Origin of the sequence: Streptomyces sp. NPDC050564, from assembly GCF_044457265.1 — a bacterium.
Taxonomy (GTDB): Bacteria; Actinomycetota; Actinomycetes; order Streptomycetales; family Streptomycetaceae; genus Streptomyces.
In genome coordinates, this window is record NZ_JBITGS010000004.1 from 45,310 (window position 1) to 64,397 (window position 19,088).

General features: G+C 70.4%; 17 protein-coding genes. 8 read left to right on the forward strand and 9 right to left on the reverse strand.

Going from position 1 to position 19,088, the window contains the following annotated elements; translation table 11 throughout:
* Positions 1-179: 179 nt before the first annotated feature.
* The 4 genes from ACIBK0_RS07935 (at position 180) to ACIBK0_RS07950 (ending at position 4,881) form a co-directional block, all read left to right on the forward strand.
* The gene (locus ACIBK0_RS07935; RefSeq protein WP_399077340.1) at positions 180-1,160 is read left to right on the forward strand and encodes a glycosyltransferase family 2 protein; all 981 of its coding nucleotides are present in this window, start codon (positions 180-182) and stop codon (positions 1,158-1,160) included.
* Positions 1,157-2,491, forward strand: coding sequence for an alpha-2,8-polysialyltransferase family protein (locus ACIBK0_RS07940; protein ID WP_399076836.1), 1,335 nt, complete (start codon positions 1,157-1,159; stop codon positions 2,489-2,491). Before ACIBK0_RS07935 ends, ACIBK0_RS07940 begins: the two co-directional genes overlap by 4 nt.
* A complete protein-coding gene (locus tag ACIBK0_RS07945; RefSeq protein ID WP_399076838.1) occupies positions 2,488-3,663 on the forward strand; it encodes an acyltransferase family protein in 1,176 nt (391 codons plus the stop codon). Before ACIBK0_RS07940 ends, ACIBK0_RS07945 begins: the two co-directional genes overlap by 4 nt.
* Before the next feature lie 294 nt (positions 3,664-3,957).
* Positions 3,958-4,881, forward strand: a complete 924-nt coding sequence (locus tag ACIBK0_RS07950) for a class I SAM-dependent methyltransferase (RefSeq protein WP_399076840.1) — start codon at positions 3,958-3,960, stop codon at positions 4,879-4,881.
* 15 nt (positions 4,882-4,896) lie between these two features.
* Here ACIBK0_RS07950 and ACIBK0_RS07955 read toward each other — a convergent pair whose 3' ends face one another.
* Entirely contained in the window at positions 4,897-5,547 is a 651-nt protein-coding gene (locus ACIBK0_RS07955) for a TetR/AcrR family transcriptional regulator (protein ID WP_399076842.1), read from the reverse strand.
* A 131-nt stretch (positions 5,548-5,678) separates the two neighbouring features.
* On the opposite strand from ACIBK0_RS07955, the gene ACIBK0_RS07960 reads away from it, so the two are divergent.
* On the forward strand, positions 5,679-7,097 hold the full coding sequence (locus ACIBK0_RS07960; RefSeq protein ID WP_399077342.1) for an FAD-dependent oxidoreductase: 1,419 nt from the start codon (positions 5,679-5,681) through the stop codon (positions 7,095-7,097).
* Here the strand turns inward: ACIBK0_RS07960 and leuE are convergent.
* The 3 genes from leuE to ACIBK0_RS07975 all read right to left on the reverse strand — a co-directional run bounded on the left by leuE (position 7,094) and on the right by ACIBK0_RS07975 (position 10,060).
* Positions 7,094-7,744 carry a leucine efflux protein LeuE gene (leuE, locus tag ACIBK0_RS07965; RefSeq protein WP_399076844.1) on the reverse strand — a complete coding sequence of 217 codons (651 nt, stop codon included), beginning with the start codon at positions 7,742-7,744 and terminating at the stop codon, positions 7,094-7,096. The genes ACIBK0_RS07960 and leuE overlap by 4 nt on opposite strands.
* Positions 7,745-7,812: 68 nt before the next feature.
* The gene (locus tag ACIBK0_RS07970; protein WP_399076846.1) at positions 7,813-8,388 is read right to left on the reverse strand and encodes a Uma2 family endonuclease; all 576 of its coding nucleotides are present in this window, start codon (positions 8,386-8,388) and stop codon (positions 7,813-7,815) included.
* 91 nt (positions 8,389-8,479) lie between these two features.
* On the reverse strand, positions 8,480-10,060 hold the full coding sequence (locus tag ACIBK0_RS07975) for a methylmalonyl-CoA mutase (protein WP_399076848.1): 1,581 nt from the start codon (positions 10,058-10,060) through the stop codon (positions 8,480-8,482).
* Positions 10,061-10,310: 250 nt separating this feature from the next.
* Between ACIBK0_RS07975 and ACIBK0_RS07980 the strand changes: the two genes are divergently transcribed.
* On the forward strand, positions 10,311-11,126 hold the full coding sequence (locus tag ACIBK0_RS07980) for a L,D-transpeptidase family protein (RefSeq protein ID WP_399076850.1): 816 nt from the start codon (positions 10,311-10,313) through the stop codon (positions 11,124-11,126).
* Positions 11,127-11,590: 464 nt separating this feature from the next.
* On the opposite strand, the gene ACIBK0_RS07985 is transcribed toward ACIBK0_RS07980, so the two are convergent.
* The 5 genes from ACIBK0_RS07985 to ACIBK0_RS08005 form a co-directional block, all read right to left on the reverse strand.
* The gene (locus ACIBK0_RS07985) at positions 11,591-12,661 is read right to left on the reverse strand and encodes a hypothetical protein (protein WP_399076852.1); all 1,071 of its coding nucleotides are present in this window, start codon (positions 12,659-12,661) and stop codon (positions 11,591-11,593) included.
* Positions 12,661-13,323 carry an RNA polymerase sigma factor gene (locus ACIBK0_RS07990; RefSeq protein WP_399076854.1) on the reverse strand — a complete coding sequence of 221 codons (663 nt, stop codon included), beginning with the start codon at positions 13,321-13,323 and terminating at the stop codon, positions 12,661-12,663. The genes ACIBK0_RS07985 and ACIBK0_RS07990 overlap by 1 nt, the downstream gene beginning before the upstream one ends.
* A gap of 552 nt (positions 13,324-13,875) precedes the next feature.
* Positions 13,876-14,673, reverse strand: coding sequence for a hypothetical protein (locus ACIBK0_RS07995; RefSeq protein WP_399076856.1), 798 nt, complete (start codon positions 14,671-14,673; stop codon positions 13,876-13,878).
* A 60-nt stretch (positions 14,674-14,733) separates the two neighbouring features.
* The gene (locus ACIBK0_RS08000) at positions 14,734-15,351 is read right to left on the reverse strand and encodes an RNA polymerase sigma factor (protein ID WP_399076858.1); all 618 of its coding nucleotides are present in this window, start codon (positions 15,349-15,351) and stop codon (positions 14,734-14,736) included.
* Between the two features lie 245 nt (positions 15,352-15,596).
* Positions 15,597-16,070 carry a hypothetical protein gene (locus ACIBK0_RS08005; RefSeq protein WP_399076860.1) on the reverse strand — a complete coding sequence of 158 codons (474 nt, stop codon included), beginning with the start codon at positions 16,068-16,070 and terminating at the stop codon, positions 15,597-15,599.
* Between the two features lie 270 nt (positions 16,071-16,340).
* Here ACIBK0_RS08005 and ACIBK0_RS08010 point away from each other — a divergent pair, with 270 nt between their 5' ends.
* Together ACIBK0_RS08010 and ACIBK0_RS08015 are read left to right on the forward strand one after the other, a co-directional pair.
* A complete protein-coding gene (locus ACIBK0_RS08010; RefSeq protein ID WP_399076862.1) occupies positions 16,341-17,465 on the forward strand; it encodes a hypothetical protein in 1,125 nt (374 codons plus the stop codon).
* Positions 17,466-17,553: 88 nt separating this feature from the next.
* Entirely contained in the window at positions 17,554-18,795 is a 1,242-nt protein-coding gene (locus ACIBK0_RS08015; RefSeq protein ID WP_399076864.1) for a DUF4241 domain-containing protein, read from the forward strand.
* Positions 18,796-19,088: the final 293 nt, after the last annotated feature.

The window sequence follows — 19,088 nt, forward strand, 5'->3', positions numbered from 1 at the left end:
CATTTCGAGTTGCGGCCCAACCTGAATGCAACAAAGGGTTAACAGCACATCGACGAATGGCGAATCGGGCCGGTTACGCACAGCAAAAAAGCCCGGTTCACAGCTTCGCCACGCGCCGTTCACCTGACATCAAGCCGCCGGTCAAGACGAATGCCGGGCCGCCGCCTAACGTCACGTGGGTGGTCAAGCTCTCCGTCATCGTGCCGTTCTACAACGTGCAGCAATATGCGCCCGACACCCTGAAGAGCCTGCGTGCGAACGCTCGCGCAGACTTCGAATTCATTCTCGTCGACGACTGCTCGCGCGACGAGACACCGGACATTCTCGCGCGCGCGGAGCGCGAGCTCCCGGGCGCGGTGTATGTCAGACACGAGGAGAACGGAGGACTGGCCACCGCACGCAACACGGGGATCGACAAGGCGCGCGGCGACTACCTCACGTTCCTCGACGGGGACGACTGGCTCGCCCCCGGCTATTACGAGCAGCTCCTCGCCTCCATCGAGGACTTGGGCTGCGACTTCGTCCGTACGGACCATGTCCAGTGCACCGCCCGAGCCCGCAGCATCCACCGCGTTCCACACGGCCGGCGGGGAGTGGTGATGCGTCCGCGCGACGCGATCCTGCCCGCCGACCGGTCCACCTCCGTCGACTACGCCTACGCCTGGGCGGGCATCTACCACCGCAGGCTGGTCGACCGCGGCCTGCTCCACTTCACCGACGGGCTGCGTACGGCCGAGGACCGGCCGTGGATCTGGAAGCTGCACCGGGAGGCGGAATCCTTCGCCACGGTGGGGCTGCTCGGCGTGTTCTACCGGCGTGGCGTAGCCTCCTCTCTCACCCAGATCGGTGATGTGCGTCAGCTCGATTTCATTCGCGCGTTCGACCAGGTGGTGGCCGAAACCGCCACGGACCGTGACGCGGAAAAGCTCCTGCCCAAAGCCGTGCGCACGTATTGCGCGATTATTTCCCATCACCTGGGATCCATCGAAAGGTTCGAGCCAGCGGTGGCACGGAAACTCAAGTCGATGAGTGCAGTCGCCCTTCGGCGCATGCCGCAGGACGTGCTCGACGACGCCCTCGACTCGATGGATGTCCAGCGCGCCACGCGCCTGCGCCGGCTGCGCCGCCGTCCCGCTCCGGCCGCGGGGGTGGCCGCGTGACCACCCAGATCTTCATGGCGTCCACGCTGTACGGCACGGCCACGCTCGCCGCCGCCCTGGACACCGAGTGTTTCGCGCCGGCCGACCGGCGCATCCTGCTCGTCTCCAACAACGCGGCGACACCCGAGACGACGCCCGGCGTGGACGAGATGCCCGGCTTCGAGCGACTGCGCGGCCGCTTCGACGACGTGATCTCCTGGAACGAGACCATCTCCCCCTTCCACCCCGGAGGTTGGGCCCCACGGCTCGACGACGTCCCCCTGTGGGAGCGGCATCTGCGGCTCGCCTGGAACCTCGGCGACGACGACATCGAGCTGGCCGTCGAGTCGATCCAGGTGAACCCGGCGCTCGGCATCGCGCAGATCTTCACCGGCGCGCCCGTCACCGTGTACGCCGACGGTCTGATGAGCTACGGCCCCACCCGCAACAAGATCGACCCGCTGGTCGGCACCCGGGTGGACCGGCTGCTCCACCTGGACCTGGTCCCCGGCCTCAAGCCGCTGCTCCTCACGGAGTTCGACGTCGAGCCGGAGATCGTGCCCACGGACGCCTTCGTGAAGGTCCTCGCCGAACTCGTCGACACCGGTGACGCGTTGCCGTCGATCGACGAACCGGCCCTGCTGCTCGGCCAGTACCTCTCCGCGCTGGACATCCTCACCGCCGAGGAGGAGGAGAACCTCCACGTGCGGATGCTGAAGGGCGCCCTCGCACTCGGTCACACCCGCGTGGTGTTCAAGCCGCACCCCTCGGCCCCGGCCCGCTGGTCGCGGCTGCTGGAGAAGGAGGCCGAGAAGCTGGGCGCGGACCTCACCGTCCTTGACACCCCGGTCCTCGCCGAGGTGCTCTACCAGCGGATGCGCCCCGCCCTGGTCGTCGGCTGCTTCTCCACCGCGCTGCTCACCGCGTCCGCGCTGTACGGCCTGCCGGTCGCCCGCATCGGCACCGAGTCGCTGCTCGACCGACTCACGCCCTACGAGAACAGCAACCGCATCCCCGTCACGATCGTGGACGCCCTGCTGCCCGAGCTGTCCGACAAGGCGGCGGTCACCGAGCAGCGGCGCGGTCTGGACGTCACGGCCCTGACCGGACTCGTACGCGCCGTTGGATTCGCCATGCAGCCGAAGATCTACCCGGACCTGCGCAAGGCCGCCGAGGATTATCTGACGCACCATCTGGACCAGTACACCTGGCGGTACTTCAAGCGCCGACGGCTCACCTCGCTGGCGCTGCCCGGGGCGGTCCCCTCGCAGCTCGCCTTCATTCCGCGCAACGCGACGGTACGCCGCGTGGCGCGCCGCGCCCGGTCGTTGAAGCGGGCGACGCTCGGATGACCGCCTCCGCCGCGGCGTCGGCCTCCACGTCCGCTCCGGCGGACACCACGCTCCCGAAGTCCGCGCCGGAAACCGGTGCGGACGGAGTCCCACCCCGGATACTGCCCCGGGCGCACGCGCCACGCCTGCGTGCGCTCGACGGACTGCGGCTCATCGCCGCGCTGATGGTCGCCGCGTACCACTACGGCGGCCGCGACGGCGAGATCGCGCAGGCGTGGGGCAGTTCCGCGAAGCATCAGTTCCCCATGCTCCACTCGTACTTCGCGTACGGCTGTCTGGGCGTCCAGGTCTTCTTCGTGATCAGCGGTTTCGTGATCTGCATGAGCGGCTGGGGCCGGCCCCTGCGGTCGTTCTTCGCTTCCCGGGCCTCCCGTCTGCTTCCCGCGTACTGGGCGGCGATCATCATCGTGACGGCGGTGTTCGCGCTGCCCGTGGTCGCATACAAGGCGGTCTCGCCGAGCGACGCTCTGGTGAACCTGACGATGCTCCAGCAACCCCTGGGCGTGGACCGGGTGCTGGGCGTCTGCTGGACGCTGTGGGCCGAGGTCCGCTTCTACGCCCTCTTCGCCCTGTGCATCGTCCTGCCGGGCGCCAACCGGCAGCGGGTGATCCTCTTCTGCGCGGGCTGGACGCTGGCGGCCGCGTTCGCGCAGGCCGCGAACGAGCCCCTGCTGAACATCGTGCTGATGCCGGAGTACGCGTCGTACTTCATCGGCGGCGTCGGCCTCTACCTGATCCACCGCGACCGGCGCGACGCCTACGCCTGGGGCATCGTCGGGGTCAGCTGGCTGATCGGCCAGCACTACGCCGTGGTGAAGCTGTGGCACGCCCCGAACCCGGACTTCTTCTCCTACCGCTCGTCGTTCGGCATCATGCTGGTCGTCACGCTCGGCTATGTGGCGGTGGCCGCCATCGCACTCGGCTGGCTGAACTGGGCGAACTGGCGCTGGCTGAGCGTCGCCGGCGCCCTGACGTACCCCTTCTATCTGGTCCACGAACACCTGGGCTGGGTCGTCATCAAGGCCTACCACCAGACGTTGCACATCCCGTCGTACGGCACATTCCTGCTGACGGTCGCCACGATGCTGCTGCTGGCCTGGCTGCTGAACCGCTACGTGGAGGAGTGGCTGACGCCGAAGATACGGTCGGCGCTGTCGACCCCGAGGCGCTGACCGCTCCGCACGACGCCTTCGGAGGCATTTGCGTCCCGCCCGGGGCTGCGCGCCGAGCTGTACGGACTGCTCGCCGGGATCGCCGGCGTCCGGCTGCGCGGCGCGCTCAGGGACGGCATGGGGCGCGCGGGCCTACCGGTGAACCACACAAGTGACGCACAGGAATTGGCCTGTCGTTCACCTGGTCGTCCGTTGGGGCACGCGTCGTCGGGCAGACGCCGGGGAGTTCGCGCAGGCTCATCCACGCGAGCTCGTCCGTACAGGCCCGTCCGTACAAGGGAGTGCTCTCTCCATATGACCCTCGTACCAGGCACGACCCGACCGCCCCGCCGACTCGACGACGTACCCGGCTGGTTCCCCGTTCTCGACCAGATGCTCTTCGAGTGGTTCCTGGACCGCCAGGAGTCATCGGGAATGCGGGGTGATCTGCTGGAAGTCGGCGTCTACATGGGCAAGAGCGCGATCTTCCTCGGCCGTCATCGTCAGGACCGCGAGCGGTACACGGTGTGCGACCTCTTCGAAGGCTCCGCCCCGGACGACGCCAACAAGGCGGAGTCGACGAAGTCGTACGGCGCGCTCACCCGACAGGCCTTCGAGGAGAACTACCTCTCCTTCCACGACGCGCTGCCCCGCGTCCTGCAGGGCCCCAGCAGCGTGGTCCCGGCGGAGATCGCCGTCGGCTCCTGCCGGTTCGTCCACATCGATGCCTCGCACCTCTACGAGCACGTGTACGACGACATCGGCGCCGCCCGCGACGCGCTGCTGCCCGGCGGAGTCGTCGTCCTGGACGACTTCCGCTCGGAGCACACGCCCGGTGTCTCCGTGGCCGCCTGGGAGGCGGTGCTCACCAGGGGCCTGCGCCCGATCTGCCTGAGCACGCAGAAGCTCTACGGGACCTGGGACGACCCCGGGCCCGTCCAGGAGGAGCTGCTGGCGGCGGTGCGCGGGCGCGAGGACTGCCACCTGAGCGTCCAGCAGGCGGCCGGACACCGCATCGTCCGCCTCAAGTCGAAGAAGGGCATGCAGGCACCACGCTTCCCGCACTCCCGGTACGCGAGCACGCCCGACCTCCCCGCGGACCGGGCCCTCACCCGGCAGGGCGGACCCGCCGCCCCACGTCGCAGCCGCACCCGCCGGATCGCCGCCGACCTGCTGCCGCCCGTCCTCACCCGCGCGATCCGCAGCGCCCGCGTGGGCAGGGGCTCGGGGGCGCGCTGACAGCCGGCGGTCGGTTCAGCCGACCCCGTACCGCGTCTCGATCCCCGCGATCACCAGGGCCAGTCCATCCTCGAAGTGGTGGTCGTAGTCCTCGAAGATCTCCGCGCCCGCCGCGGCCGACAGAGGGAAGTCGGCCATCCGGCGGGCGCGTTCTTCGACGTCGTATCCCTCGCGGCGCTCGCCCGGCAGGGGCTGGACGCCCTGTTCCTCGGTCACGAAGCCGAGGGTGTACAGATAGGCGGTCGTCGTCGCGCGGACCGCCTGGGCGAGGGTGAAGCCGGCGTCCGTCAAGAGGCGCAGCGTCCGCTCCATCTCGACGGCGTGCAGGGTGCCGGTGAAACGGGAGCCGCTGAAGACCTTCGCGCCGTCGCGGTAGCTCAGCAGCGCGGCGCGCAGTGCGTGGTTTGCCGTCAGGAGGCGCTGCTGCCAGGTGGCGTCGGGGGCGGGCGGGGCTTGCTCGACCATCCGCCGGTACATCTCCGTCGCCATCTCGTCCAGCAGCTCCTGCTTGTTCTTGAAGTGCCAGTAGAGCGCGGGCGCCTGCACGTTCAACTCCTTGGCGATCGCCCGGAGCGTGAGGCCGTCGAGACCGACCTCGTTCAGCAGGCGCAGGGCGGTCTCGACGACCTGCTTCTTGTCCAGCTTGGGGGATCTCTGGGTAACCACGCTTGACAGTTTAACGCCGTTAAGGGCATGCTCCGGGCACCGAATTTAACAACGTTAAGGAGCCTGCCGTGAACGAGACCGGCGTGAACGAGACCGGCGTGAACACGGACGCAATCATCGGCACCGACGGAATCGGCACCACGGACGTACTCGTCGTCGGCGCCGGCCCCACCGGACTCGCCCTCGCCGTCGACCTGGCCCGGCGCGGGGTGGACGCACTCGTCGTGGAGCGGGCCGAGGGACTGTTCCCCGGGTCGCGGGGCAAGGGGATCCAGCCCCGCACGATGGAGGTCTTCGACGACCTCGGCGTACTGGACGCGATCCGCGCGGCGGGCGGCACGTACCCGGTCGGAATGATCTGGCAGGACGGCAAGCGGGTGGGCGAGCACCGGATGTTCGACCCTGCCGAGGCGAGCGGCGACTCGCCGTACACCGAGCCGTGGATGGTGCCGCAGTGGCGCACGCAGGAGATCCTGTTCGAGCGGCTGGCGGAGCTGGGCGGGAAGGTCGCCTTCGGGCGGGAGGTCACCGGTCTCACGCAGGACGAGGACGGCGTGACGGTGGAGTTCGCCTCCGGTGGCCCTGTCCGCGCCCGCTGCGCCGTCGCCGCCGACGGCGGCCGTTCAGCGGTGCGCCGCGCGCTCGGGATCGGCATGGCCGGGGAGACCGTGGACCCGAATCCCATGCTGGTGGCGGACGTCCGGATCACCGGGCTCGACCGCGACAACTGGCATGTATTCCCGCCGCGCGGGGACGACGACGGGTTCCTCGCGATCTGCCCGCTGGCCGGGACGGAGGACTTCCAGGTCGTGGCGCAGTTCCCGGAGGGCACAGACGTCGACCTGTCCCTCGACGGCATCCGCAAGGTCGTCGACGCCCGCTCGCACCTGTCCCCCGACGACGTGACCGAGGTGCGCTGGGCCTCGGACTTCCGGCCGCGCGCCGCGATGGCGGACCGCTTCCGCGCCGGGCGGGTGTTCCTCGCCGGGGACGCCGCGCACGTCCACTCCCCCGCCGGCGGCCAGGGTCTCAACACCAGCGTCCAGGACGCCTACAACCTGGGCTGGAAGCTCGGCGCGGTGCTGCGCGACGGGGCTCCGGAGTCCCTGCTCGACTCCTACGAGGAGGAGCGCCTGCCCATCGCCGCCGACATGCTCGGCCTGTCCACCCGGGTGCACCGCGGCGAGGTCCGGCGCGGCGCGGCCACGCGGCAACTCGGGCTCGGCTACCGGGGCCGCTCGCTCGCGGCGGAGACCCGCACGGGCCTGCCCGACGACGCCCTGCAGGCGGGCGACCGCGCCCCGGACGGCGTCCGCGACGGCGTCCGCCTCTTCGACGCGTTCCGGGGCCCGCGCTGGACGCTGGTGACGGTCGACACGGACACGGACACGACGCTGCCGCCGCTCCCCGCCGTCCGCAGGGTGCGGATCGCCTCCTACGAGGCGTACGGGGCCGGAGTCTTCCTCGTCCGGCCCGACGGTTACGTCGGCTGGGCGGGCGCTACGTCGCAGGGGCTGGCGGAGTACGCCACCCTCGTGGGTCTTTCCTAGGCGCTGGCCAGCGTGAGCTTCACGGCGAAGCCGAGGAAGAGGGCGCCGGCGGCGGTCGTGGCGCCCGCGGAGAGCCGCTTGCGCCGGCGGAAGGCCGCCGCCAGCTTCGTACCGCTGAATATCAGCGCGGTGAGGTAGAGGAAGCTCGCCAGCTGGGCGAAGGCGCCGAGGACGACGAAGGAGAGGGCGGGGTAGGCGTACCCCGGGTCCACGAACTGCACGAAGAAGGCGACGAAGAACAGGATCGCCTTGGGGTTGAACAGACTGACGACGAACGCCCGTCGGAAGGGCCGCTCCTCGGCGGGGGGCGCGGCGACGACGTCCGCGACGGTCTTCTCCCGCCGCGTCCGCCACATCCCCCACGCGGCGCGCAGCATCCCGACCGCGAGCCATGTCAGATACCCGGCGCCCGCGTACTTCACGATCCCGAACAGCAGGGCATTCGCCTGCAACAGCGAGGCGACCCCGGCCGCCGACAGCGTCATCAACACGGTATCCCCACACCACACACCCGCGGCGGCGGTGTACCCGGCCCGGACACCACGCCGGGCGGCGACGGAGAGCACATACAGCGAGTTGGGACCGGGGAGCAGGACGATCAGGACAAGACCCGCGAGGTAGGTGGGGAGATCAGTGACACCGAGCATAAGAAGGAGTGTCGCATGCGAGTACGACACTCCACTTCGGGATCTCGCGGGTGGGACGGGGACGGCAGTCAGCCGTCGAGCAGGGTGTCCACGGAGAGATCGACACGGACACCGACGGCTTCCGGCACCGGCACGCTCTGGCCGCGCTTGAAGCGCTGCGGATCGGGGTACTTGCCGTCGGCCGGGTCGGTGTAGAGGAGCACCTCGTCGTGCTTGCGGTCCACGACCAGATAGGCCGGGACATCGGCCTGGGCATAGCACTCGACCTTGACGTAGAGGTCATCGGACCAGTTCGACGACGTCACCTCGACGACCAGACGGAAGACGTTCGGGGCGTAGTAGTTCTTCGTGACGTGGGCGTCGCGGAAGTCCTCGTCCACGACGGAGAGGTCAGGAATCGCGAAGTCCTCGGGCAGTGTGGGCAGCCAGAGCCCGATGCCCTGGGCCCATTCGGCCCCGCTCCCGTCGATGCCCGCACGTTCGAGCGCCCGGCACGCTTTCGTCAGCGACAGCGCGTGCGAGCCGTCCGGCGGCGGTGTCACAGTGAGCCTCCCCTGGAGAATCTCCACGCGGTGCCCAGGCAGTGCACGGGAAAGCTGATCGGCGGCTTCGCCCAACGTCAGCTCGTGCTGCAGTACAGCCACGGCATCCTCCTTTTCGGGGTCACTCTTCACGAGCGTAACCGGGGGCGTGCGGTTTCCGCCCCCGATCACCCTTACGGAGTAATTACCCAGGTCAGAAGGCATCCGACGGCACGTAAGTCCCCCAGACCTCCCGCAGCGCGTTGCACACCTCGCCCACCGTCGCCCGGGCGCGGAGGGCGTCCTTCATCGGGTAGAGGACGTTGTCCGTGCCCTCCGCCGCCTTCTTCAGGTCGGCGAGGGCGGCGTCGACCGCGGCCTGGTCCCGCTCCGCCCGCAGCTTCGCCAGGCGTTCGGCCTGCTGGGCCTCGATGGCCGGGTCGACCCGCAGCGGCTCGTACGGCTCTTCCTCGTCGAGCTGGAAGCGGTTGACGCCGACCACGACCCGCTCGCCGGAGTCGGTCTCCTGGGCGATGCGGTAGGCGCTGTGCTCGATCTCGGACTTCTGGAAGCCGTTCTCGATCGCGTTGACCGCGCCGCCCAACTCCTCGACCCTGGCCATGAGTTCGACCGCGGCCTCCTCCACGTCGTCCGTCATCTTCTCGATGACGTACGAGCCCGCGAAGGGATCCACCGTCGCCGTCACATCCGTCTCGTACGCCAGGACCTGCTGCGTCCGCAGGGCCAGCCGCGCGGACTTGTCGGTCGGCAGCGCGATCGCCTCGTCGAAGGAGTTCGTGTGCAGCGACTGCGTGCCGCCGAGCACCGCGGCCAGGCCCTGGACGGCGACGCGGACCAGGTTCACCTCCGGCTGCTGCGCCGTCAGCTGCACGCCCGCCGTCTGCGTGTGGAAGCGCAGCATCAGGGACTTGGGGTTCTTCGCGCCGAACTCGTCCTTCATCACCCGGGCCCAGATCCGGCGCGCGGCGCGGAATTTGGCGACCTCCTCCAGGATCGTCGTGCGGGCGACGAAGAAGAAGGAGAGCCGGGGGGCGAAGTCGTCCACGTCCATGCCGGCCGCGACCGCCGTACGGACGTACTCGATGCCGTCGGCGAGCGTGAACGCGATCTCCTGTGCGGGCGACGCGCCCGCCTCCGCCATGTGGTAGCCCGAGATCGAGATCGTGTTCCACTTCGGGATCTCGGCCTTGCAGTACTTGAAGATGTCCGCGATCAGGCGCAGGGAGGGCTTCGGCGGGAAGATGTAGGTCCCGCGCGCGATGTACTCCTTGAGCACGTCGTTCTGGATCGTGCCCGTCAGCTGGTCGGCCGGCACCCCCTGCTCCTCGCCGACCAGCTGGTACATCAGCAGGAGCAGCGCCGCGGGCGCGTTGATCGTCATCGACGTGGAGACCTTGTCCAGCGGGATGCCGCCGAACAGGATCCGCATGTCCTCGACCGAGTCGATCGCCACGCCCACCTTGCCGACCTCACCGTGTGCGATGGCGGCGTCCGAGTCGTGGCCCATCTGGGTCGGCAGGTCGAAGGCGACCGAGAGACCCATCGTGCCGTTGGCGATCAGCTGCTTGTAGCGGGCGTTCGACTCCACGGCCGTACCGAAACCGGCGTACTGCCGCATCGTCCACGGACGGCCCGTGTACATCGACGGGTACACGCCACGGGTGAAGGGGTAAGAGCCCGGCGCGCCCAGCTTCTCGGCAGGGTCCCAGCTCTCCAGCGTCTCCGGCCCGTACACCGGTTCGATGGGCAGACCGGACTCGGATTCGCGCGCCATGTGCTGTGCCTCCCGCTGATGCTACTGACTAGTAGGACCCGACCCTCGCGACGGACTGTAGTCGCGGCCGTGCGACCGGTGGAGTGGCCCACGCTGGGACCTTCCTCACAGACCGCTTCACGGACCTGTTGCATGGTCTCGCTCTCCACCATGCCGCCTAGTTCGCAACCGGTCACGCGCGGGGAGCATCTCAGGTGACACATCGCCGAAACGGGGGGGCCGGATGCGTACGACAGGTATGACGAAAGGTATGAAGAGATCACTGGCCGCCGTCGCGGCTCTCGTCGCGGTGAGCGGATGTACGGCACAGGCCGTGGACGCGCACGGGAAGACGCCGCCGCCCGCTCCGGCCGGCCGTTCGGCTACGTCCACACCGACGCGCACGCCCACGTCCACCTCCACGCCCGAGGACGGCAAGCCCGACGCCCCCGCCCCCAAAGTCCTGTGGTCCCGTGGCGACAAGGGCACCGACATCCGTGAGCTCCAGGCCCGGCTGCACCAGGTCGCCTGGCTCATCACCGCGCCGACGGGGACGTACGACGCCCCGACGGTCGACGCCGTGAAGGGCTTCCAGGGCAAACGGGGCCTGCCGCGCACCGGCCGGCTGGACACCGTCACCTGGGAGCGGCTGCGGAGGATGACGCACAAGCCGGCCGCCTGGGAGCTCTACCCGTACGGCGGGCAGCCGGCCGCGCCGCCGGATCCGCGCTGTATGACGGGCCGCGTGCTGTGCGTCAGCAAGACCAGCCGCACCCTGCGCTGGATGATCGACGGGAGGACGGTCTCGACGATGGAGGTGCGGTTCGGCTCGCAGTACACGCCGACCCGCGAGGGTGTGTTCAGCGTCTACTTCAAGTCGCGCTACCACGTGTCGACGATCTACCACACGTCCATGCCGTACGCGATGTTCTTCAGCGGCGGCCAAGCGGTCCACTACTCCTCGGACTTCGCGGCCCGGGGCTACTACGGCGCCTCGCACGGCTGCGTCAACGTCCGGGACGAGGGGAAGATCGCCGCGCTGTTCGCGCAGGTCCGCAACGGGGACAAGGTCGTCGTCTACTGGTGACCGACCGGCCCGGCGGGGAGAGCGGAGAAGGAGAGTGGGGCGCGGGCGGGACCGGGGGAACGTGTCCCGCCCGCGCCAGTTGCACAGAGCCATGGGTACGGGGGGAACCCCGGCTCCGTGCTACGGCCGATGACCAGTCGGCTCACCCATTACTGCGCCACGGCGGCCGAAAACGTCACACCCGAGCCGGAGAAACTTCAGAGAATTACGAAACCGCAGGTCAGCGAGGTGCCGTGTGGTTCGGCAGTTGATGAGGCCCGCGGGTCGGCGGCGGTGAGAGCTCGCGGGTCGGCGGCCGGTGAGAGCTCGCGACTCAGTTGCCGGTGAGAGCTCGCGGTTCGGCAGCCGGCGAGAGCTCGCCAGTCAAGTCACCGGTGAAGGCTCGCGGCTCGGTCACCTGCGCGAGGTCACAGTTCGGCAGCCGACGAAAGCCCGCAGTTCGGCGGTCGGTGAGAGCTCGCGACTCAGTTGCCGGCGAGAGGACCCAGCAGGCTGTACGTCGGGGACGGCGCCGGAGTCGTGATGGTCTTCCTCGGCAGCAGCGGGCTCAGGGCCGGGGCCGAGGGCGACGGGGTGAGGATGCCGCCGTTGTCTTGATGGTCGGTGCCGCCCGGCAGTATGTGGTTGCCGTCGTCGTCACCGCCCTGGTCGCCCTGATCCCCGTGGTCGCCATGGTCCGTGCCCTTGTCGTCGCCGCCGTCGCCGTACTGGCCCGCGGAGCTGCCGTCCAACCGGTCCAGAAGGCCGCGGCAGTACGTCCACACCCGGCCGCTGCCGCCCGCGACGTCCTCCAGGGCGCGCCTGCGGCCCGCGTCCAGATCCTTGCCGTCGAGGACATCACGGCAGGACGAGCGGGTACGGCGCCACCAATCGTGGGTGCGGCCGGACTTACCGGTGCTCTCCGAGCGCGGCTGCCCGCTGGCGGCGCCACCGGCCGCCTCGTCGTTCGGGGAATCCTCGCCGGACGGGCCACGCGTGGTGCCGTCGGGCGTCGGCGCCTGGGAGTCGCCGTTCCCCGAAGCCCCGGGGGACGGCGAGACGAGCGGCCGATCCGGTGTCACGGCGGCCGTGACCGAGGCGGCAGGGCTGGGTCGCTCATTACTGAACGGAGTCGGCAGCACTCCGGTTCCGGCCGCGACGGCGACCCCGCTGAGCATCCCGGCGGCCAGCGCCGCGGCGAGTCCGAAGCGGGTGGGGCGTCCCCAACGGGCCCGGCGCCCGCTCCCGGCGGCGCGTCCGAGACGTACCAGACCGGCGTCGGAAGCATGGGCCGCGGGGTGCGCGAGGCCACGGCGGCCGAGCTGGGCGGGCTCGTTCTCCCGGCCCGTGCGCGCCTTGCGGAACGCGGCCAACGCGGCGGCCTCGCCCGGGAGTTCGGCGCTGTTCAGCGCGGGTCCGGCGGCGAGCGCGCCGAGCGCGTCGGCGAGTCGGTCCGCCTGCTCGCGGGTGTCGGCGTCGACGGCTTCCAGCGGCTCTCCGCGCAACAAACGCTCCGCGGCATCGCGGTCCAGCCATCTGTACTGCTCGTCGGCCATCACATGTCCTTCTGCGTCCGCGAACGCAGATGCGTCACACCCGCCGACGTTACCGCGCGTGTGCGCGAGCCTCTTTGTGGGGGAACGGCGTCGAGCGCGCCGGCGGATTCCGGATCCCCGCCGAGCAGCTCCGCGAGCCGCTTCAGACCGCGGTGCGCCGCCGTGCGGACGGCGCCGGGGCGCTTACCGAGGGTCTCGGCGGCGGTCTTGGCGTCGAGGCCGACCACGACGCGCAGCACGACGGCCTCCGCCTGGTCCTGCGGGAGCTGGGCGATGAGCGACAGGGTGCTGTCGGTGGCGAGCGCCTCGATGGCCTCGCCCGCGGTGTCCGACTCGGCGGCCTTCCCGGTCAGTTCGGTCTCGTCGCCGCCGATCGCGGGGCGCCGCCCGCGCATCCGTATGTGGTCCAGGGCGCGGTTGCGGGCGATCCGGGCCGCCCAGCCGCGGAACCGGTCCGCGTCCCCGCTGAACCGCTCCAGGTCCCGGGCGATCTGCAGCCAGGCCTCGGACGTGACGTCCTCCGCGTCCGGGTCACCGACCAGCGTCCGTACGTATCCGAGCAGCCGCGGGTGCACCGCGCGGTACACAGTCCGGAACGCGGTCTCGTTCCCGTCCTGTGCCGCAAGCACCGCGGCGGTCAGCTCCGCGTCGTCCCCCAGCACCGCGCCCCTCTTTGCGCCTCGACCGGCGCCGCTCTCGCGGACCGTGTCCGCACCTCTTTGCGCCCCAACCGGCGCCGCTCTCGCGGACGTGGTGGATCGCCATCGTGGTTGCTCAATCGATGGTTGCGGTCGTGGGTCCTTCGTCGGTCCGTCCCTGGTCCGCGCCGCGGCGCGATTGGCACGTTACGGCGTGAAACCGCTCCCCGTCCATGTTCGTACAGCATGCAACTATCTCGTGACGGAGCGAGGTGTGACACAAAACGCAGCCGCGGCGCTGTAGAGAGTACGGGCCGCCGCGCGGCCCGTGCCGCGCGACGGCCGGGGCCTCTCCTGTGGGGGGTGGCGGCCCCGGCCGTTGCCATCGGCGAGGGCGGAGGGCGCGCGTGGACGCGCCGAAGGAGCCCTCCGGCGCGACTTTCCCGAATCCGGCCTGTGGCTCTACGGCCTGTCCTTGGCTCTACGTGCTGCCCTTGGCTCTACGGCCTGCCCTTGGCTCTACGGCCTGCCCTTGGCTCTACGGCCTGCCCTTGGCTCTACGGCCTGCGCTTGGCTCTACGGCCTGCCCTTGGACTTCGTCGGCTTCGGTATCGGGGACGACGCCGGGGTGGCCGGGCTCGGCGTGCTGTCCGCCTTCTTCGTTTTCCCGTTCGGGAGCTCGGTGTCCTCACCCAACTGCTCGGCGCAGTACGCCGCGACGTTCTCCTCGCCGCCCGCGGCGGTGATCAGCCGCTGCCAGGCCGTCGAGTTCAGGGCATTGCCCCGGCCCTTGACCGATTCGTACGCGCGGCAGTGGGCCTCGGTGTCCTGAGCCTGGGAGGGGTGGGCGGAAGGGTCGGCCTGCGCAGAGGCGCCGGGGGCTGGGGAACCGGAAAAGTCGGGCCCGGTGGACTCGGGGGCGGACCGGTCCGGGGCGCTGCTCGACGGCTCGGTCCTGCTCCGATCGTCCGCGTCGTCGTCCGATGACGAACCGATGGCCGCAACGGCGACCCCGCCCAGCGTCAGACTCGCCAGCAGCACGGCGAACGTGGCCTTCAGGGAGCGACTCACCCGTCGCTGCTCGCGCGGCCGCCAGTCGTCCCGCCGCCGGGTACGCGCGGCGTGCGCACCCTCGTCCCGCGCGGCGCGGAAGGCGGCGACGGCCTGCGCCTCCGCCTCGGCGTCGTTCGCACGGCCGCGCATGGCGGCGGCGAGCAGCGCTTCCAGCGCGGGTACGTCCGAAGCGGGCGCCTGAGGAGCCGAGGTCTGTGAATCCGGCGTCCGCGGAACCCTCGGGCCGGCTTCACTCAAGTGACGCGTCGGATGCGCGACCCGACGGTCGGAGGATCCGCCGTCGCTGTGTCGTTCACCCATGTCCGGTCCCATTTCCCTCTCCGCCCGACGGCGTCCTGCCGTTCGGTGACTTCTTGCCGTTCATCCCGATTCCCCCAGCGTCCGGGGTCGCTCATCCGTCACACCTTGGGCGCCGAGCTGCCGCGCGAGCCGCTTCAGGCCACGGTGGGCGGCGGTGCGCACCGCGCCCGGCCGCTTGCCCAGCACCCGTGCCGCCGCGGGCCCGTCGAGACCGACCACGACCCGCAGCAGCACGGCCTCGGCCTGGTCTCGCGGCAGCCGCGAGACCAGCTCCAGCGCGTACTCCGTGGAGAGGGTCTCCATCGCCTCGTCGTGCGTGCTGTGCCTGCCGGGCAGCTCCAGCAGGTCCTGTTCGATCGCGGTTCCCCGGGGCCGTACCTTCAGCCGCCGCAGGTGGTCCAGCGCCCGGTGCCGGGCGATGGTCGCGGTCCAGCCGCGGAACCCTGCGCCGTCCCCGCGGAACCGTCCCAGATCCCGCGCGATCTCCAGCCATGCGTCGGACGCCACGTCCTCCGCGTCGTCGCCGACGATTCCCCGCAGATACCCGAGCAGTCCCGGCTGCACGATCCGGTACGCGACCGCGAAGGCGGCCTCGTCGCCTTCCTGCGCCCGCGCGACGGCCACGCCCAGTTCCCGGTCGTACGCCTGCACGCGGCGGGATTCCCCTCCCTGGCCCAACACTGTCCTCGTTCGTACCGAGTTCGCCCGAATTCCCACTGCCGACACGACCGGTCGCGTCGACACCCCCATGGTCATCAGCGCCAGGCCGCACAGAAATGTCACAGCGCGTCAGACGTCCCGGACGTATCAGGTATCTCGGTCCCGGACGTGTCAGGTATCTCGGTCCCCGGCGCCTCAGGCAACTCGTCCCGGGCACCTCACGCATCTCAGACCTCTCAGGCCTCCCAGGCCTCCCAGGCCTCTCAGGCCGACCGCTGCTCGCAGGCGAGGGGCCGGGGCGCCCGCCCGTGCAGCTGCAGGTACAGCATCCGTAAGGACTCCCGCTCACCCGCCTCGAAGCGCTTCACGACCTTGCCGAGCGGGTTCCACACGCGTCCGTCGGGCATCCGTACGCCGACGGGCTGACCGAACAACTCTCGTTGATCGGCGTCGAATTCGACCCACTCGGCCCCGGCGCGCCGCACGAGCACCTCACCGGCGTAGGCGCCGAGTCCGAACAGCACCGACTGGACGCTGCCGCGGTCGGGCGTCCCCTTGCGCAGCCCGTCGACGATGAAGTCGACCACGCGGAGGCTGTTCACGGAGTAGTCCAGTGGCAGCCGGTTCCGCGCCGTGATCTGCTGCACGAACTGCTCCGCGTACCGCCGCATCCGCCATTCGACCGGCGTCCGCTCCTCCATGACTCCGCCCCCCTTGTCGTCCCCTGTCGTCCCCATGGGTCCACCAGACCCAGCGGGTCGACGACGAGGAACATCACGTGTGACGGAAGTGACAAAGGTCATGCGGTGAGCCGTACGGTCTCGTACAACCATTCGCTTCCCTCAAGCGTCTACGGGGCTATTTGCCCTGAATTATCGGCATATGAGATTCGAATGGAAGTGCGACCGCGGCACGTGTTAACTTCGCGCGCTTTCGACGGACGGCCGCCCGCGACGAGTGGGCACCGGCATCAACCGCCGTCCCCTGTCCACCACTTGGAGGTCCGTATGCCGCGAAGGCACCCGCTCCCGCCCACCGCAGCCTTGCTGACGGCGCTCACCCTCGCCGCCGCGACGGTGGTCGCCGTAGCGCCGAGCGCGAGCGCGTCGGGCGTCGCCCTCAGTGCCCAGACCATCGCCGCCTCGACCGCTTCGAAGACCACGGATCCGGCTCCGGTCCAGTACGTACAGGACTCCCTCTACGCCGCCGGTGACACCGGCTATCTGCACCGCCGCGCGAACGCCGACGGTTCGGCCGGGCCCTACACCTGGCGCGGCTTCGACGGAACCGAGCGGACGCTCGACACCTACAGCGGCGCACTGCCTGGCCAGTACGGGTACTACGGCACCGGCAGCGACACCGTCCTCACCTCGCAGCAGTACGCCGGCGGCCAGGCCCAGCTGACGAACCCGGCGACCGGCACGACCATCAACGTCACCGTGCCCGACGGGCAGTACGTCGCCGCCGCCTTCGGGTCCACGCTGATCACGCAGGAGTACAACGAGGTGTGGCAGGCGTTCCGCCTCCACGTCCTGCACGTGTCGGACGACGGAACCATCACCAGCGACCTCCCCGTGGACCCGCCCGAGCCCCTCACCAAGGAGCAGACGGTGCTGGCGGGTGACGGCACCTCGGCACTCATCCGGTTCCGCCACGCGACCGACATCGGACTGCTCGACTTCGCCACCGGCACGATCACCACCATCGCGACGCACGCGACGGACGACGACTCGCTCTACCTCCAGGCGGCGATCTCCCCGACGCATATCGCGGTGTACCACGAGGGCGCGGCCCAGGCCCGGGTCGTACGGCGCGACGACCCGGCCGGCGCGCAGAGCGTGGTACCCGTATCGCAGTACTCGACCGGCACCGCCTTCGTGGGCCTGGCCGGCGAGTGGCTCCTCACCTCCTACCGCCCGCCGTACGGCACCACTCCGGGCCCCGGCGGCCCCCTCCAGGCCACCCCGCTGGCAGGCGGCGACCCGCGCACCCTCCTCCCCGCCGCGGAGCCCCAGATCGCTCAGACCCCGGGCGGCGACGCCATCGCCGTCGGCCAGGCGACGGACGGCACGTGGACCGCGCACCGCATCACGGTGGGGACGAACGGCAAGCCCTCGGTCGAGGTTCTCTGACACTCGGGCGCGCCACCTTCGGGCTCGGCGCAGGGGGCGCGCCCACCCGCCCTGTGACTGTTTCGGACAGCGGCGCGCTGGACCATACGTGATCATCGACGTGACGTACGGGGAGGACTGGGACGCCGCGTCCCGCACGGTTCTCGGCCCGATGAGCAGACAGCGGGCCGAGGCCCGGGACACGGCCGGCGAGCGGTACGCCGTGGTGCTGCGCGAGGAGGGACACCCGCAGCCGGTCGCCGTGCTGCACATCGTCTGGGCACAGGGCTACTTCGGCATCTGGGCGTACGACGACCAGGGCCGGCGCACCCGTGAAGTGGACATGCGCCGCCTGGAGCCCGAACGTCTCTTCCTGCGCCACCTCGGGCAATGGCGCTACGACAGCGAGGACATGCCGGAGTTCGCGGAGCAGGCGGGACGGGTCCGGGTCGATCTCTACCCGGACGGTCGCGGCCGCAAGGTGTCCGAACCGCGGGGAAGCGGAGGCGGCTCACTGCACACCATGGCCGGCATGCCGGACGAACAGCGCTGGGTACCGGCACCCGAATTCGGTGCCTGGGAGTGGACAGTGGCCCTCGTGACCGACGGGCAGTTCCCGGACGCCCTCCGCGAGGCACCGGAGACGAATCCGACGCCCCTCGCCACCGCCTTCGCCGTCGCGAACTGGCAGCCGCCCGCTCCCCTCCGCCCTCGCCACCTCGACGGTATGTTCACGCTCGGCACGCGCTTCTCCCCGCCGTACGACGGCGAAGCGGGCCCGTACGTCGTCCAACGTGTCATCGACGCCGGGGTGTTGCGCCTCCCGACAGGCCAGGTGATCGCCTGCGACCCGAACTGGATCACTCCCGGCAAGCCCTTCACGGTCGCCGTACCCCCCGGCGACTACCGTGCAGAGATCGCGACCGCCGCCTACACGAGCGCGTACGAGGACACGCCCGTCCACATCGAGGACTACACCGCGGCACGTGTCCTCGTCTCCGAAAAGTCCACGGTGGCATGGGAGTTGGCCCTGCGTCCCGGCGAGGACCCGCGCACCCTGAGGGACGGCGAGTTCTACGGCTTCGGCGTGGACAGCGGCACCGGCTGCTTCGTGGACGCCGCTGCGGCCCCCCGGCTCACCGGCCGCGAGAACACGCTCGCCCAGAACCCCGGTCCCGACGGCATCCTCGTCCGCGACGACCCGGAGTCCGGCGGCAGCCTCATCGCCTACCCGAGCGGCATGGGCGACGGCACCTACCCGGTGTGGATCGGGCGCGACGCCGACGGCGAGGTCACCTGCTTCGTCGCCGACATGCTGATCCTCGGCGACGAGGAGGTACCGCGCGACTGACCGGCACCATGGGCTGAGCGGCGCGAGTTCCTCGTTCCCCTGGGTCAGACCCGGACCGGGGAGGTACATCGGCGCTTCCCTCGGCCGGAACGGCCGGCCGATTCGACCGGCGGAGCCTCGCGCCCGTGCCGGTACATCGCCCGCGGCCCCAGGCCCGACCACAGTCGCGCGAGACCCGCAGCGTGCCGGTCGTGCGAGTGCCCGGGGCACGCCGTGCGAAGTGACCATGCGTGGGAGTCACGGCCTCGGCGTCCGGTTCGCGACCGGCCTCCCTCACCCAGGCCAAGGCGGGT